Raw genomic sequence first — 13,848 nt, 5'->3', positions numbered from 1 at the left:
TGGAATGAAATGAGGACTGATGATGAAAGCTTTTGTACCACAGCTTGTTTATATCGAGCCGAGGGCATTGGAATATCCGCTCGGGCGGGAATTAAAAGAAAAGTTCGAGAAAATGGGATTGGAAATCAGGGAGACGACTTCACATAATCAGGTGCGAAATATCCCTGGCGAAAATGAACTCCAGCAGTACCGGAATGCCAAATCGACATTGGTTGTTGGTGTCAGGAAAACGCTGAAATTTGACACCTCCAAACCTTCTGCTGAATACGCCATACCGCTTGCAACCGGCTGCATGGGCCATTGCCACTATTGCTATTTGCAGACGACACTTGGCAGTAAGCCATATATCCGCACGTATGTGAATCTCGAGGAGATTTTCGATCAGGCACAAAAGTACATGGATGAGAGAAAGCCTGAAATCACCAGGTTTGAAGCTGCATGTACATCAGATATCGTTGGCATTGATCATTTAACTCATGCTTTAAAACAAACAATTGAATTTTTCGGACAAACTGAATATGGGCAATTGCGTTTTGTCACGAAGTATCATCATGTTGACCATTTGCTTGATGCAAAACATAATGGCAGAACAAGATTCCGTTTCAGCGTCAATGCCCGTTTCGTAATCAAAAACTTTGAACCTGGAACATCAACCTTTGATGAAAGGCTGGAGGCGGCCAGAAAAGTGGCACAGGCTGGATACCCGCTTGGCTTCATCGTTGCGCCAATCTATATCCATGAAGGCTGGAGAGAAGGCTATCAGGAATTGTTCGAAAGGCTTAGCCATTCGCTGGAAGGAATCGACCTGAATGGACTAAGCTTCGAGCTGATTCAGCACCGCTTCACCAAACCTGCAAAAAATGTCATTCAGAAGCGTTATCCTAAATCGAAGCTGGAAATGGATGAGGAGAAACGGAAATACAAATGGGGAAGGTACGGAATTGGCAAGTATGTCTATCAGACTGATGAAGCAAAAGATCTTGAAGAAACAATCCGCGGCTATATCCATTCATTTTTTCCGGAAGCAGAAATACAATATTTCACTTGAGAAGAGTTTAGGGATTTAATTCGCTTGTGTCCTTGAACCGAAATTTTCTACTTGTACGCCGTACTATTTTACAAATGAAGCGCTTAAAGATGTAAAAATGGGATTACATCGACGGGAGTGGCTCATATGTATATTGACGGCGTTTTTTCCGGCGGAGGAATCAAAGGGTTGGCACTGGTTGGTGCCTGTGCCGCGATTGAGGAGCGAGGGTTCCGTTTTAAACGGGTCGCAGGAACCAGTGCTGGTTCATTGATCGCTGGCTTGCTTGCTGCCGGTTACACGAGTACGGAAATGGCCGGCATTCTGGATGGATTAGACCTGAAAAAATTTCTCGATTCAAGGAAAACACTCTTCCCATCAGCCTTGACTAAATGGCTTTTTGTATACTGGCGGCTGGGACTCTATAAAGGCGACGAATTAGAATGCTGGATATCGGAGGTGCTGGCTGCCAGAGGGCTTCGTACCTTTGGCGATCTCGCCCCTGATGCATTGCGGATCATCGCCTCAGACCTTACAAACGGCAGATTACTGATCCTGCCGGATGATCTTCCTAAGTATGGTGTTGATCCAAGGACTTTCCCTGTGGCAAGGGCAATCAGGATGAGCTGCAGTCTTCCGTTCTTTTTCGAACCGGTAAAACTGCGGGACCGGGTCGGTGCGAATATCGTGGTGGATGGAGGAGTGCTTAGCAATTTTCCGATGTGGTTATTCGACCAGGAGAATGTGAAAAAAGTACGTCCTGTACTTGGTGTCAAGCTAAGCCAAAACCTGATCCAGCAGCCAACGAATAAAATAAAAAATGCGCTGCAATTATTTGAAGCATTATTTGAGACGATGAAGGATGCCCATGACTCCAGATATATTTCGCGAAAGCATGAAAAGAATATAATATTCATTCCAATGGAGGGGAATTTGACAACCGAATTCCAACTCTCGGATGAAAAAAAACTAGAGTTGATTGAACTGGGAAAGAAGAATGCGGAGAAATTTTTCAAATCATGGTGCTACTGATTCCTCATAAAGCAAAAAATCGAGCTTTAAAAGGAAGCCCGATTTTTTTTTCTGCTTTTTTTACCGTCTATGACTGTTAAGTGCGAAGCGTCCTTCTTTTTCCGTGCCGATGCGAGGGATTTTATCTTAGAACGTTTAGAGGATGCATTCGCTTCTTTTGCCTGGTACCGTTTCTTGGACCGCTTTGCTGCCTTTTGGAAAGCACGCTTTTGCTCTCTGCCCGCACTTGATCCCGACAGGCGGGTCACAAGGAAATAGATTGCGGCACCAATCAATGCAATTGTTGCCAGTGTAACAAGAATACTTACAGGATCGGTAAACAACTGAAAGGCGAAACCAAAGATTGCAAGGACAATCAGCCCTGAAAAAATATACTTAAAAGTTCTACTCATCGAAGAAAGCCACCTCCCTACTAGCATCATGAGCAATTTCAACTGTTTTTAAACTTACCAACGATTACTTTATACAAATTCTTCGATATTATACTCTTCTCCTGCTACTTTTACCTTTTTAAAAGCGACTTAAACGAAAGATTTCCATTTTCATGGCATTTGGACACAAAGACGAGAAAGATTTCTGTTAATTTCATTTTACTAAAAATCAATAAAAACCTCTATATGAAGAACAGGCCTCCGTAACATTTTTTCCAGATATGCAATTCATTTGCACAACAGGGACATACTAAAACCGGAGGTGCAATATATGGCAGAAAATCATGGCAATTTAGAACAGGATCAAAGGGAAAAACCGATGTCATTCATTGCGATGAGTATAGTTACGGGATTGTTCGGCGGGATCTTTTGGAGTGCTCTGGCTTATTTGGCCTATATATTTAATTTTACCGAGATCCGCCCAAACGTGATCCTGGAACCCTGGGCATTGGGAGAGTGGAAGCAGCAGTGGCTTGGGACAGTCATATCGATCATAGCGATTGGCATTTTTTCAGCAGGTGCCGCCATGGTCTATTATGTGGCAATGAGGAAGCTGAATTCCATCTGGGCTGGTGCAGCCTTCGGAATTGCGCTGTTTTTCCTTGTATTCTATGTGCTCAATCCGCTGTTCCCCGGGATCAAACCTTTCTGGGACCTGTCAAAAAACACCTTGGTCACTTCGCTTTGTTTCTATGTTCTATATGGTGTGTTTGTCGGTTATTCTATATCCTATGAAGAAAATGAGAATCGCAACAAGGAGAAAAATCGTCAGGAGATCACCTCTTGAGCGGCTGAAAGTAGTTTTCACAAAAATAGTTATGATAGAATGTTCTTAGTGAACATTCTTTTTTTACGGGAGCCTGAACATGAAAAAAATACTTATGCTCAATGGTCCGAACTTGAACCGGCTTGGGAAAAGAGAGCCCGGAATTTATGGTGTCAGCACTTTGAGTGATTTGGAAAAACGGATGATCCAGCTAGGTGCTGAGAAGCAGATGGAGGTTGTCTGTTTTCAATCCAATCATGAAGGGGAACTGATTGACAAACTCCATGAGGCAGAGGACACTGCTATAGACGGAATTATCTTTAATCCCGGAGCATTCACCCACTATAGCTATGCCATCAGGGACGCGATAGCAGGAATTAGCTGTCCGGTTATCGAAGTACATATCTCGAATGTATATCAGAGGGAAGAATTCAGGCACAAATCAGTGATTGCCCCTGTATCCACGGGGCAGATTGCAGGCCTGGGGCTTCTTGGCTATGAACTGGCGCTTGAAGCGTTCAAAAGAGTAGAAGGATAAGAGGAGGAAGAGGTTATGGGAAAAATACAAAAATTGCGTGAAAGCTTCCAAAGGCTTGGAATTGATGGAATGCTCGTTACAAGCGATTACAATCGCCGATATATGACGGGTTTCACTGGCTCGGCGGGCATGGTGCTGATCAGTGCTGATAAAGCTTTATTCATCACCGATTTCAGGTATACAGAGCAGGCAGCCAAGCAATGTGAAGGTTATGAAGTCGTCCTGCATAAAGGTTTGGTCCAGGATGAGGTTGCCGAGCAGGCAAAAAAGCTGGGGATTAAAAAGCTCGGCTTTGAAGAAAATCATGTTACATACTCAGCTTACAAAACCTTCGATAAAGCCGTGGAAGCTGAATTAGTGCCTGTATCGGGTGAAATTGAAAAGTTACGCTTGATAAAGACTGATTCAGAGATTAAGATATTAAAGGAAGCAGCAGCCATCGCAGATGCTGCGTTTACACATATACTTGAGTTTATCCGTCCTGGAAGAACAGAGCTTGAAGTATCGAATGAACTTGAATTTTTTATGAGAAAGCAGGGGGCAACCTCGTCATCATTTGATATTATTGTGGCTTCCGGCTATCGTTCAGCCCTTCCGCACGGAGTAGCAAGTGACAAGGTGATTGAAACAGGAGACTTTGTAACCCTGGATTATGGGGCATATTATAATGGGTATGTATCTGATATCACTCGTACAGTATCGATGGGAAATCCTTCCGAAAAGCTGATGGAAATCTATAATATTGTGCTTGAAGCCCAGCTTCGTGGTATGGCAGGCATCAAACCTGGAATGACGGGCAAAGAAGCGGATGCTTTAACAAGGAACTTTATTACCGAAAAAGGATATGGCGAGTATTTTGGCCATTCTACAGGCCACGGAATCGGTCTTGAAGTACATGAAGGACCTGGTCTTTCATTCCGTTCAGACACCATTCTTGAAACAGGCATGGTTGTGACTGTTGAGCCAGGAATTTACATCGCCGGCCTTGGCGGGGTAAGGATTGAAGATGATACTGTGATTACACTTGACCATAATGAGTCACTGACGCATTCTACGAAAGAACTCATCATTCTATAAGACGACCTTAGGAGGACAAACAATGATTTCAGTAAACGATTTCCGTACGGGCCTAACGATTGAAGTTGATAACGGCATTTGGCGTGTACTTGATTTCCAACACGTAAAGCCAGGAAAAGGAGCGGCTTTCGTTCGTTCAAAGCTTCGTAATCTTCGTACTGGAGCAATCCAGGAAAAAACTTTCCGTGCAGGTGAAAAGGTAGCGAAAGCACAAATCGAGAACCGCAAAATGCAGTATCTGTATGCTAGCGGCGACCAGCACGTATTCATGGACAATGAGTCTTACGAGCAAATCGAATTGCCAGGAACTTCTATTGAATATGAGTTGAAATTCCTTAAGGAAAACATGGAAGTCTACATCATGCAATTCGGCCATGAAACTCTTGGTGTCGAGCTTCCAAACACTGTTGAATTGGAAGTAACAGAAACAGAACCAGGTATCAAAGGTGACACTGCTTCCGGCGGTACTAAGCCTGCGACACTGGAGACTGGCCTTACTGTACAGGTTCCATTCTTTGTAAACCAGGGAGACAGACTTATCATCAATACAACAGATTCTTCTTATGTATCTCGCGCATAATTTTTCAGGAACCTGCTGCATTTGCCAGCAGGTTCTTTTTAATTCAAGCATAAAAAAAGCATCTCATGAATATTCACGAGATTCTTTTAATTTATTGTTCAAGATCAAACTTCCACTCATTCAATCCGCCAGTCATATTGTAAATATTCTTAAATCCGTTTTCTGCCAGAATTCCGCTAGCCTGGGTTGAACGGTTGCCGCTTCGGCATACAACCAGATACTTTTCATCTTGATCAAGCTCTGAAAGCATGCTTTCGATGACTTGCAGCGGAACTAATTTTGCGCCGGGAATATGGCCAGCAGCGAACTCATCCGGTGTACGGACATCCAGGACCTGAACTTCTCCGCTATCAATCAATTCTTTTGCCTTGTCGACTGAAACATCGGTATAAGAGCCGCCAGAACAGCCGGTGATTAACAAGACGAAAAGAAATGCTGCGAATAATTTCTTCATGATGAACCTCCTAAAAATACTTATAGAGGTATTTTAACTTAAAAATCAAAAAGTGGATATAGACAAATTGTGTCAGGAGATAAAGGTCATCCATTTTTGGTGAGGGCTCTTTTTTCATTCGATAAGTGATTATCAGTCAAGTTATCAAGCAATGCAGAAGCCAGGCAGACAGCTTGGCTTTGCTTTTTATCAAGTAATATACGTTCCTGTCACGGTTGCTTTGATCTCCAGCTTGCCCGGTTCTATGGGCGTTCCTTTTGCGCTGCTAGTGTCCATTGAAGCAACCAGGAAGGGGCCGGGAGATCCCTTTTGGGTTTCCTCGGTAATGGAGAGAGGGGAAATGGAAGTATGGAATCCCAGTGTCCGGGCGATGGTTTGTGCTTTGTTGTATGAATCGATTACTGCAATTGAAAGTGCCTGGTTATATAAGGCCTGAGGCTCTGCGACTGAGAATTGGATGTTCATTACCTCATTCGCTCCATTGGCCACAGCCGTATCGATGGCCAATCCCGCCTGGGCAAGATTCCTGATCGTGACAGTATACAAATGGGTGACACGATACCCCTGAAATAACTGCTTGCCTTCCTCATAGGTATAGATGGGATCGATCCGAAAATCTGCCGTTTTTATATCATCCTTTGCTATCCCGAGGTTCTGTAATGAATTTAACATTGAAGTTGACTTTTCCGCATTCTCTGTCTGGGCGGCTTGGAGGTTTGGATTTTCTGTCCGAACCCCTACTGTAGCTGTTGCCCTGTTGGGTGCGGAGTAAACAATCCCTTCGCCGCTGACTGTGATTTTTCTATTGTTTCCAGCATTGTTCGTATTATAGGCACCATATCCTCCATTAACCATCATCATCCCTCCACATTTATTGTCTCTTACCCATATCTATGTAAGAAAAGAAAAACAAATAACGAGGAGGGATCATATTGGAGAATTTTGAGAAAAAGTCAATTACTTGCCGGCTCCGGGTGCTTTGTCCGTATCATTTTTGTTGTTATATTTTGGGTCGGTCATTGGCGATTCCTTGAGACTCCTGCCTCCTCCGAGGTAAGTAGCGCGGTCGGCCCTTTGCACTTTCTGGAACTTCTGATGATCCTCATTCATTTTGATCAACTCCTTTCGATACTAGTCTTTTCATTCAAAACTGAATTTATTTTTTCGTTTTGATCTTTACTGAAAAATCGATTGTGAAGCGGTTCTGAATGAATCTGCAGGTCATAAAGTGGCCAAGCAGGCATACATATTAAGTAAGCGAAAATCAGGAGGATCAATGATGGATGATATCTTATCTTTTTTGCCGAAACGGATTGCTGAATTGCTGGACGCAGTGCCTCCTAATGACAAAGATGGGATGGAAGAAGTGCGGATCCGGATCAACCGGCCGCTTGAAATAACGGTAAGAGGAAAGCCGAACTTCCTGCCGTATATCATTCCCCCTGAGGATGCTGTCCAGCTGTTGAATAAGCTCGGGCATTTTTCTATGTATACCCTGGAGGAAGAATTGAAGCGCGGTTATATTACTATTGCCGGCGGCCATCGAGTCGGGCTTGCCGGGAAGGTCATTCTTGAAAATGGCTCTGTAAAAGCAATCAGGGATATTTCTTCTTTCAATTTCAGGATTGCAAGGGAGAAAATCGGGATTGCTGACCCGCTGATGCCATATATATACCAAAACGGCTGGAAGCATACGATGATCATCGGTCCCCCGCAGACAGGCAAAACAACATTGCTCAGGGATATAGCCAGGATGATTTCAAGTGGTGTTCCTGACAAAAAAGTACCGCCTTTAAAAGCGGGGATTGTCGATGAAAGATCAGAAATTGCCGGATGTGTTAAGGGAGTCCCGCAGCTAACCTTTGGACCAAGGGTGGATATATTGGACTCATGTCCGAAAGCAGAAGGCATGATGATGATGATTCGTTCAATGAGTCCGGATATTCTTGTCGTGGATGAAATTGGCCGGAAAGAAGATGCCGATGCGATCCTTGAAGCTGTCAACGCAGGAATCAAGCTGATCATGACCACGCATGGGGAATCTCTTGAGGATATCCAAAAAAGGCCAACCTTGAAACCAATCCTAGAAATGGGCATCTTTGACCGGTTTGTGGAACTTGGAAGAATTTCAGGCCCTGGGACAATCACTTCGATTCGTGATGTAAGCGGAAATGAGATCCGCCAAAAAGTGAGAGTGACATAAATGATAAAAATAATCGGTGCTATATTGATTATCCTGTCGACAACCTGGACAGGTTTTGAGGCTTCGAGGCATCTTAGTGAACGGCCAAGACAGCTCCGGCTTTTGAAGTCGGCCTTGCAGTCACTGGAAGCGGAAATCATGTACGGGCATACACCTCTCCATGAAGCTTCAAGGAAGCTGTCTGAACAAATGGCGAAGCCCCTCTCATGGTTTTTTGAGACATTTTCCAAAAAGCTGACTGAATCTGAAACCACAGTCAAATCAGCATGGGAAGAGAGCCTGAAAGAAGTCTGGAAATTGACAGCCTTCAAACAGGGAGAATTTGAAATCATGAAGCAATTTGGAGAAACGCTTGGCAGGCATGACAGGCATTCTCAGCAAAAACAAATTCTCCTGACGATTTCCCATCTTGAACGAGAAGAAGCAGATGCCTGCGAGAAACAGATGAAATACGAAAAAATGGTGAAAAGCATCGGCTTTTTATCTGGCTTATTATTAATCATCTTACTGATGTAGCGTTTAGGAGGAGGACAAGATGGGTCTAGAAGTGGATATCATTTTTAAAATAGCAGGTGTAGGCATTGTTGTGGCATTTTTGCACACGATTCTCGATCAGGTGGGGAAGAAGGAATATGCACAGTGGGTAACGTTGTTTGGATTCATCTATATCCTTTTCATGGTTGCATCGATTGTTGATGATCTTTTTCAAAAAATCAAATCGGTATTCCTATTTCAGGGGTAAGGGAGGGCTTTGCGATTGAAATCCTTCAAATAACAGGTGTAGCACTGATCGCGACATTTCTGGCACTGATTGTCAAAGAGCAAAAGCCCAACTTTGCCTTTTTGCTGATTGTGTTCACAGGTTCAGCTATCTTCCTTTTTCTGGTAGATCAAATTTATCAGATCATTTCCATGATTCAGAAGCTGGCTGCCAATGCCAGGGTGAATGTTGTTTATGTGGAAACAATCCTAAAAATAATCGGCATCGCCTATATTGCCGAATTTGCGGCCCAAATCACAAAGGATGCTGGTCAAGGCGCAATCGCCTCAAAGATCGAACTTGGCGGCAAAATCCTTATTCTGGCCATGGCAATTCCGATTCTTACTGTAATGATTGAAACGATCATTCGCTTGATTCCGGGCTGACTAAATTCCCGCCCCTAAAGAGGTGAAAGAAGTTGAAGCAGCGTCTGCAGTTCATACTTGGCATTCTATTGATCCAGCTATTTTTTTTCATCCCGGGTGTACAAGCTGAGGGTAATGAACCGGAAATAAACCCGGTGGTCAACCCGGATAAAATCGCAAGAGCCCAGCTTGAAGATTTGAATATCGATGAGCTTAAGGGATTCTGGGAAGATATCATCAATAAATATGATGGTTATCTGCCAGAAAGCCAGAAAGGAAGCCTGTATGATTTTATAAGCGGTGAAAAGAAGTTCTCGTTGAAAGAGTGGTTCAAAGGCATCGTGAATTTCGCCTTTCATGAGTTCATAGTAAACGGAAAATTGCTGGGATCCTTGATCCTGCTGACTATTTTCAGCATGTTTCTTCAAGCACTGCAAAACTCCTTCGAAAAAAGTACGATCAGCAAGGTAGCCTACTCCATTGTGTTCATGGTTCTCATCATTATTGCGCTCAACAGCTTCCATGTAGTCGTAGATTACACGAATGACGCGATTGGGACAATGATCCAGTTCATCCTTGCCCTGATCCCGCTGCTGCTGGCATTGATGGCCACTTCCGGAGGTTTGATTTCAGCAGCATTTTTCCATCCCGTCATTCTGTTTATGATGAACACCAGCGGGATGTTCATCCAATATGTTGTTTTGCCATTGTTATTCTTATCAACACTTTTGAGCATCGTCAGTATCCTGTCCGAACATTACAAGGTCACGCAGCTGGCCAGCATGCTCCGTAATTGGAGCGTCGGCCTGCTGGGGATCCTGCTGACAGTGTTCCTCGGCGTCATTTCCGTCCAAGGGGCATCTTCAGCGATTACGGATGGAGTGACTGTCAAAACAGCAAAATTCATTACAGGCAATTTTGTTCCTGTTATTGGCCGCGTTTTTACAGATGCGACAGACACGGTCATCAGTGCTTCCATGCTTCTGAAAAATACGGTTGGAATAGCCGGTGTTGCCATTCTGCTAATCATCGCAGCCTTTCCGGCAATAAAGATCCTCATGGTTGCCTTTATCTATAAATTTGCAGCAGCAATCCTCCAGCCGCTTGGCGGCGGACCAGTCATAACCTGTCTCGATATTATCAGTAAGAGCATCATCTATGTCTTTGCTGCGCTGGGCATTGTTTCCTTGATGTTTTTCCTGACGATCACAGTCATTATTGCAGCAGGAAACTTAACAATGATGGTGAGGTAAGGAGGGGAAGAAATGGATTTTATAAAAGAGTGGGTCACGAATATTATCATCTTCATTCTCCTGGCGACCGTCCTGGATATGCTGCTGCCCAATTCGAGTTTCCAGAAATACACCAAAATTGTGACAGGGCTGATTTTGATCGCTATCATCCTGTCTCCGGTCATGAAACTTTTCAGTTCTGATTTTGAAACTGCAATCGCTAAAATGGGCCAGTTCAGCGGCCAGGGGGATGAAAAGATAAAAAATTCAATAGAAATTCAGAAAAAAGAAATACAAGCCTCTCAGCATGCATATATTTTAGAAACAATGGCTGTCCAATTGCAAACAGCCGCAGAGGAGGAGTTGATGGAACAGCAAGGAATGGAGATTGCTAATATCGAGCTTGAAGTAAATGATCAGGATCGGCGGCCTTTCCCAGAGAACCTGGAGTATATCATCGTCCATCTGAAAAAAGCAGAGGATGAGGGAGAGGCTGTGGCAGTAGTAAGAGAAGTAGAAATTGATACGAATGCACCCCTTCCATCAAAACAAACCTCTCAGAATACAGATCAAATATCTTCTCTTCTGTCAGAAAAATGGAATGTTCCTGAAAAGTCTATTCAAATAATGATAGAAGGGGGGAGTGACGAGCATGGACAATGAGAAAGGTCCGTTGAGCTGGCTCAAGAAACAACTGGGCAGCAAGGATGGGCCGCCGGACAAGAAATCCGGCAAATACCAATACTTAATAATTGTCGTCCTATTCGGCGCAGCCATCATGCTGATCGGCAATATCATCGGCGACCAGAATCCCGATTTGGCTGTTACTGCCACCAAGGAGGCGGAGACTGAAGAGGACACGGCTGTATTCGGTCAGAAAAAATCAGCAGGAAACGATGTCATTTCCGAATATGAAGAAGCATATGAAGCCCAGTTGACCGAAATCCTGGAAGGCATCAATGGCGTAGGGGATGTCACTGTTTTGGTGAATGTGGATGCTACTGAAAAGAAGGTTCTTGAGAAAAACACCGTCATCCAATCACAGACGACCGATGAAACTGACCGGGAAGGCGGCAAACGAAAAGTCCAGGATGCATCGCAAGACGAGCAGCTGGTCATCATCAGAAATGGTGAGAAAGAGGTGCCAATCGTACTCGAGACAAAAAAGCCTGAAATCAGAGGCGTGCTCGTGGTTGCGAAAGGTGCAGAAAATATACAAGTGAAAAAATGGATTATCGAGGCGGTCACAAGGGCATTGGATGTTCCGAACCACCGGGTGGCTGTCATGCCTAAAAAATCTAAGGGGGAATAATAGATGTTATTGAAAAAGCAAACAGTTTGGTTACTGACTATGTTGAGTCTTGTGGTTGTATTATCGGTGTATTATATCACTTCACCAGAGCAGCAGAAGTCCGATCTTGCAGGGGTTGAAGAGAAGAAAGCAGAAGGTAAGGAAACAGCAGCGACTGAAACGAAGGATGGCAAGACTGTAGTTTCCGGTGTCGCGAGCGATGAGAAGTTCGAAGCGCTTCGAATGAAGCTTGAAGAACAGCGCACAAAGCAAAAAGAAGAGCTGCAGACGGTAGCCGCAACAACTGACTTGCCAGCAGAAGAAAGAAGCGAAGCAATCGATAAAATGAATCAGCTTGATGCGATTTCACAAAAGGAACAGATTCTAGAAACATTGATTACATCAATGGGCTATGAAGACGCACTAGTGCGTGCGGATGGTGAAAATGTCAGGATCACAGTGAAAGCCAAGGAACATTCAGCTTCTGCTGCAAACGAAATCATCCAGATGGTCAGAACAGAGTTAGGCTCTTTCCAGCCTGTAGCAGTTCAGTTTGATCCTGCAAAATAAATCAATAAAGCATAAGGGAAGGCAAATGCCTTCCCTTTAATTTTGCTGCAGCCTTATTAATTGATCCAAAGATTGGTGAGCAACTTCGACTGATTTGAAAAGTTGTTCATGATGTTCGGTTTGCGAGACGGCTGAGGAGGAAATCTCCTCTAGTGCTGCACTGGCCTGCTGGATGACGGAGCTGAAGCCAGCAATTGAACTTTCGATTGCCACCGATGAATCGAGTATTGTTCTAGTCAGTTCATCCTGCTCCGAAATATCCGCCTTCAGGTCCTTGAAGGTCTGGTGGATACTCTTGAATGCCTCCATTGTTTCCGCAGCGAGTTCCAGGTTCTCCGTGAGCTTTTCGGCTGTCAGGTTAACGCCTGTTTTCGTATTTGATGTGTCACTCATGACACTTTTAAGGTTTTCAGTAATCTGGGTTGCTGTGTTGCTTGTGATGTCGGCGAGTTTTCTTACTTCTTCGGCAACAACGGCAAAACCCTTGCCGCTGTCTCCGGCCCTGGCAGCTTCAATCGATGCGTTCAGTGCCAGCAAATTAGTTTGTGAAGCGATACCCTGGATGTCAGATGCGAAGCTGGCTGTCTCCTTGATCAATGAAGATAGAGACAGGATATGTTCGTTGACATTCCTCATATTGTCATAAGATGCGGTCAATTCTTTTATCAGGTTGGACATCAACTCATCACCTCTTTCGGTGACACTCGCTGCTGCCACTGAATCGTGATGGAGTTTTTCGACAAGTGTCGATGTTCTGGCAATCACCTCGTTCGTCCTTTCAAGGGATTGAGTGATATCCGCAACAGAATCTGATTGAATGTTGATTCCTGCAGATATTTCTGTCACCGATTGGGTCATTTCAATAGAAGATTCGTAGTTCTCACGGCTTTTGAACTTCACTTCATCTATGAGGGTTGCGATACTCCTGGTACTGGATTTAATGACTTCTTTCGTCTCTAAATCCTTCGCTAATAGTCTCTCTGTTTCCTGCTGGGCAGAAACGATGGTCTCTGCAAGCTTTTTTGAGATCGAAAATTGAAACCCAAGCATGACTGTAACTAACATGTACAGAAGGTAGATGGTCACATAATTTTTAGGCTCCAATGGCAGTTCTTGCCCGTGTAGAAGCGTGAAAATCGTAATGAGCACAAAACCCAGCCCAGAAGCAAGAAACAGCAATTTCCTGTCCATGTAGATTGCAGCAGCCGCCAGGATAAAATATAGAAGTGAGAAGGCAGCGGGGGAAACACTGGTTTCCATAATCAGGTACAAAACGCCTGATACAATGAACACAGATAGATAGGGAATGAAGTTTGCCAGCTTGTTAGAATAGTGAAGCAAGGCGACCAGCCCCACACCCAATCCGCCGCCTACAATAATAGAGAGGATGACGGCAAGTTCTTTTTGCATGGCGATATCCACTGCAGCGGCCAAAATAACGGATACAAAAGTGGCTTTGACGGTTAAGGAATTTTTCCTTTGTAGATCCTCATGTTTAATTTCTTCGATTGTTTTCATATGT

The 13,848-nt window shown here is 44.1% G+C and carries 19 protein-coding genes; 14 read left to right on the top strand and 5 right to left on the bottom strand.

The window, feature by feature from the left end; genetic code table 11:
* The first annotated feature begins 22 nt into the window (after positions 1–22).
* Together splB and M3593_RS04295 are read left to right on the top strand one after the other, a co-directional pair.
* Complete coding sequence (gene splB / locus M3593_RS04300) at positions 23–1,048, top strand: spore photoproduct lyase (RefSeq protein ID WP_251541267.1); 1,026 nt, start codon at positions 23–25, stop codon at positions 1,046–1,048.
* A 126-nt stretch (positions 1,049–1,174) separates the two neighbouring features.
* Positions 1,175–2,059: a patatin-like phospholipase family protein gene (locus M3593_RS04295; RefSeq protein WP_251540854.1), complete on the top strand. Its 885-nt coding sequence runs from the start codon at positions 1,175–1,177 to the stop codon at positions 2,057–2,059.
* A 26-nt stretch (positions 2,060–2,085) separates the two neighbouring features.
* On the opposite strand, the gene M3593_RS04290 is transcribed toward M3593_RS04295, so the two are convergent.
* Positions 2,086–2,451, bottom strand: coding sequence for an SA1362 family protein (locus M3593_RS04290; protein WP_144476342.1), 366 nt, complete (start codon positions 2,449–2,451; stop codon positions 2,086–2,088).
* Between the two features lie 310 nt (positions 2,452–2,761).
* Between M3593_RS04290 and M3593_RS04285 the strand changes: the two genes are divergently transcribed.
* The 4 genes from M3593_RS04285 (at position 2,762) to efp (ending at position 5,451) form a co-directional block, all read left to right on the top strand.
* Positions 2,762–3,277, top strand: coding sequence for a YqhR family membrane protein (locus M3593_RS04285; RefSeq protein ID WP_144476345.1), 516 nt, complete (start codon positions 2,762–2,764; stop codon positions 3,275–3,277).
* Between the two features lie 79 nt (positions 3,278–3,356).
* Entirely contained in the window at positions 3,357–3,794 is a 438-nt protein-coding gene (aroQ, locus tag M3593_RS04280; RefSeq protein WP_251540852.1) for a type II 3-dehydroquinate dehydratase, read from the top strand.
* Between the two features lie 15 nt (positions 3,795–3,809).
* A complete protein-coding gene (locus tag M3593_RS04275) occupies positions 3,810–4,871 on the top strand; it encodes a M24 family metallopeptidase (RefSeq protein ID WP_251540849.1) in 1,062 nt (353 codons plus the stop codon).
* 22 nt (positions 4,872–4,893) lie between these two features.
* Complete coding sequence (gene efp, locus M3593_RS04270) at positions 4,894–5,451, top strand: elongation factor P (RefSeq protein ID WP_144476353.1); 558 nt, start codon at positions 4,894–4,896, stop codon at positions 5,449–5,451.
* A 91-nt stretch (positions 5,452–5,542) separates the two neighbouring features.
* Here the strand turns inward: efp and M3593_RS04265 are convergent, their stop codons facing one another.
* The 3 genes from M3593_RS04265 to M3593_RS04255 form a co-directional block, all read right to left on the bottom strand.
* Positions 5,543–5,905, bottom strand: coding sequence for a rhodanese-like domain-containing protein (locus tag M3593_RS04265; protein WP_251540847.1), 363 nt, complete (start codon positions 5,903–5,905; stop codon positions 5,543–5,545).
* 189 nt (positions 5,906–6,094) lie between these two features.
* Positions 6,095–6,766: an SIMPL domain-containing protein gene (locus M3593_RS04260; RefSeq protein ID WP_251540846.1), complete on the bottom strand. Its 672-nt coding sequence runs from the start codon at positions 6,764–6,766 to the stop codon at positions 6,095–6,097.
* A gap of 96 nt (positions 6,767–6,862) precedes the next feature.
* Complete coding sequence (locus M3593_RS04255; RefSeq protein WP_251540841.1) at positions 6,863–7,015, bottom strand: hypothetical protein; 153 nt, start codon at positions 7,013–7,015, stop codon at positions 6,863–6,865.
* Positions 7,016–7,184: 169 nt separating this feature from the next.
* Here M3593_RS04255 and spoIIIAA point away from each other — a divergent pair, with 169 nt between their 5' ends.
* The 8 genes from spoIIIAA to M3593_RS04215 are packed head-to-tail and all read left to right on the top strand — an operon-like array spanning position 7,185 to position 12,326.
* A complete protein-coding gene (gene spoIIIAA / locus M3593_RS04250; RefSeq protein ID WP_144476920.1) occupies positions 7,185–8,108 on the top strand; it encodes a stage III sporulation protein AA in 924 nt (307 codons plus the stop codon).
* Complete coding sequence (spoIIIAB, locus tag M3593_RS04245; protein WP_144476362.1) at positions 8,109–8,624, top strand: stage III sporulation protein SpoIIIAB; 516 nt, start codon at positions 8,109–8,111, stop codon at positions 8,622–8,624.
* Between the two features lie 19 nt (positions 8,625–8,643).
* The gene (gene spoIIIAC, locus M3593_RS04240; protein ID WP_009794945.1) at positions 8,644–8,850 is read left to right on the top strand and encodes a stage III sporulation protein AC; all 207 of its coding nucleotides are present in this window, start codon (positions 8,644–8,646) and stop codon (positions 8,848–8,850) included.
* Positions 8,851–8,864: 14 nt separating this feature from the next.
* Positions 8,865–9,254: a stage III sporulation protein AD gene (spoIIIAD, locus tag M3593_RS04235; RefSeq protein WP_186326758.1), complete on the top strand. Its 390-nt coding sequence runs from the start codon at positions 8,865–8,867 to the stop codon at positions 9,252–9,254.
* Positions 9,255–9,286: 32 nt separating this feature from the next.
* Positions 9,287–10,486 carry a stage III sporulation protein AE gene (gene spoIIIAE, locus M3593_RS04230; protein WP_251540839.1) on the top strand — a complete coding sequence of 400 codons (1,200 nt, stop codon included), beginning with the start codon at positions 9,287–9,289 and terminating at the stop codon, positions 10,484–10,486.
* 12 nt (positions 10,487–10,498) lie between these two features.
* Positions 10,499–11,128 carry a stage III sporulation protein AF gene (gene spoIIIAF / locus M3593_RS04225; RefSeq protein WP_144476370.1) on the top strand — a complete coding sequence of 210 codons (630 nt, stop codon included), beginning with the start codon at positions 10,499–10,501 and terminating at the stop codon, positions 11,126–11,128.
* Positions 11,118–11,777 (top strand): stage III sporulation protein AG, encoded by a 660-nt coding sequence (gene spoIIIAG / locus M3593_RS04220; protein WP_144476373.1) that lies wholly within the window; start codon positions 11,118–11,120, stop codon positions 11,775–11,777. Before spoIIIAF ends, spoIIIAG begins: the two co-directional genes overlap by 11 nt.
* A 3-nt stretch (positions 11,778–11,780) precedes the next feature.
* Positions 11,781–12,326 carry a SpoIIIAH-like family protein gene (locus tag M3593_RS04215; RefSeq protein WP_144476376.1) on the top strand — a complete coding sequence of 182 codons (546 nt, stop codon included), beginning with the start codon at positions 11,781–11,783 and terminating at the stop codon, positions 12,324–12,326.
* Positions 12,327–12,362: 36 nt separating this feature from the next.
* Here M3593_RS04215 and M3593_RS04210 read toward each other — a convergent pair whose 3' ends face one another.
* The gene (locus M3593_RS04210) at positions 12,363–13,844 is read right to left on the bottom strand and encodes a methyl-accepting chemotaxis protein (protein ID WP_251540830.1); all 1,482 of its coding nucleotides are present in this window, start codon (positions 13,842–13,844) and stop codon (positions 12,363–12,365) included.
* Positions 13,845–13,848: the final 4 nt, after the last annotated feature.

Origin of the sequence: Mesobacillus sp. MER 48, from assembly GCF_023714225.1 — a bacterium.
GTDB lineage: Bacteria > Bacillota > Bacilli > Bacillales > Cytobacillaceae > Mesobacillus > Mesobacillus oceanisediminis_A.
The sequence above is the reverse complement of the archived record's forward strand: the minus strand, read 5'-3'. Positions and strand labels throughout refer to the sequence as shown.

What these genes read in the sequence shown, in the direction of transcription:
- splB (WP_251541267.1), top strand. Translation starts at nt 23, where the DNA reads ATGAAAGCTTTTGTACCACAGCTTGTTTATATCGAGCCGAGGGCATTG.
- M3593_RS04295 (WP_251540854.1), top strand. Translation starts at nt 1,175, where the DNA reads ATGTATATTGACGGCGTTTTTTCCGGCGGAGGAATCAAAGGGTTGGCA.
- M3593_RS04290 (WP_144476342.1), bottom strand. Translation starts at nt 2,451, where the DNA reads ATGAGTAGAACTTTTAAGTATATTTTTTCAGGGCTGATTGTCCTTGCA.
- M3593_RS04285 (WP_144476345.1), top strand. Translation starts at nt 2,762, where the DNA reads ATGGCAGAAAATCATGGCAATTTAGAACAGGATCAAAGGGAAAAACCG.
- aroQ (WP_251540852.1), top strand. Translation starts at nt 3,357, where the DNA reads ATGAAAAAAATACTTATGCTCAATGGTCCGAACTTGAACCGGCTTGGG.
- M3593_RS04275 (WP_251540849.1), top strand. Translation starts at nt 3,810, where the DNA reads ATGGGAAAAATACAAAAATTGCGTGAAAGCTTCCAAAGGCTTGGAATT.
- efp (WP_144476353.1), top strand. Translation starts at nt 4,894, where the DNA reads ATGATTTCAGTAAACGATTTCCGTACGGGCCTAACGATTGAAGTTGAT.
- M3593_RS04265 (WP_251540847.1), bottom strand. Translation starts at nt 5,905, where the DNA reads ATGAAGAAATTATTCGCAGCATTTCTTTTCGTCTTGTTAATCACCGGC.
- M3593_RS04260 (WP_251540846.1), bottom strand. Translation starts at nt 6,766, where the DNA reads ATGATGATGGTTAATGGAGGATATGGTGCCTATAATACGAACAATGCT.
- M3593_RS04255 (WP_251540841.1), bottom strand. Translation starts at nt 7,015, where the DNA reads ATGAATGAGGATCATCAGAAGTTCCAGAAAGTGCAAAGGGCCGACCGC.
- spoIIIAA (WP_144476920.1), top strand. Translation starts at nt 7,185, where the DNA reads ATGGATGATATCTTATCTTTTTTGCCGAAACGGATTGCTGAATTGCTG.
- spoIIIAB (WP_144476362.1), top strand. Translation starts at nt 8,109, where the DNA reads ATGATAAAAATAATCGGTGCTATATTGATTATCCTGTCGACAACCTGG.
- spoIIIAC (WP_009794945.1), top strand. Translation starts at nt 8,644, where the DNA reads ATGGGTCTAGAAGTGGATATCATTTTTAAAATAGCAGGTGTAGGCATT.
- spoIIIAF (WP_144476370.1), top strand. Translation starts at nt 10,499, where the DNA reads ATGGATTTTATAAAAGAGTGGGTCACGAATATTATCATCTTCATTCTC.
- spoIIIAG (WP_144476373.1), top strand. Translation starts at nt 11,118, where the DNA reads ATGGACAATGAGAAAGGTCCGTTGAGCTGGCTCAAGAAACAACTGGGC.
- M3593_RS04215 (WP_144476376.1), top strand. Translation starts at nt 11,781, where the DNA reads ATGTTATTGAAAAAGCAAACAGTTTGGTTACTGACTATGTTGAGTCTT.
- M3593_RS04210 (WP_251540830.1), bottom strand. Translation starts at nt 13,844, where the DNA reads ATGAAAACAATCGAAGAAATTAAACATGAGGATCTACAAAGGAAAAAT.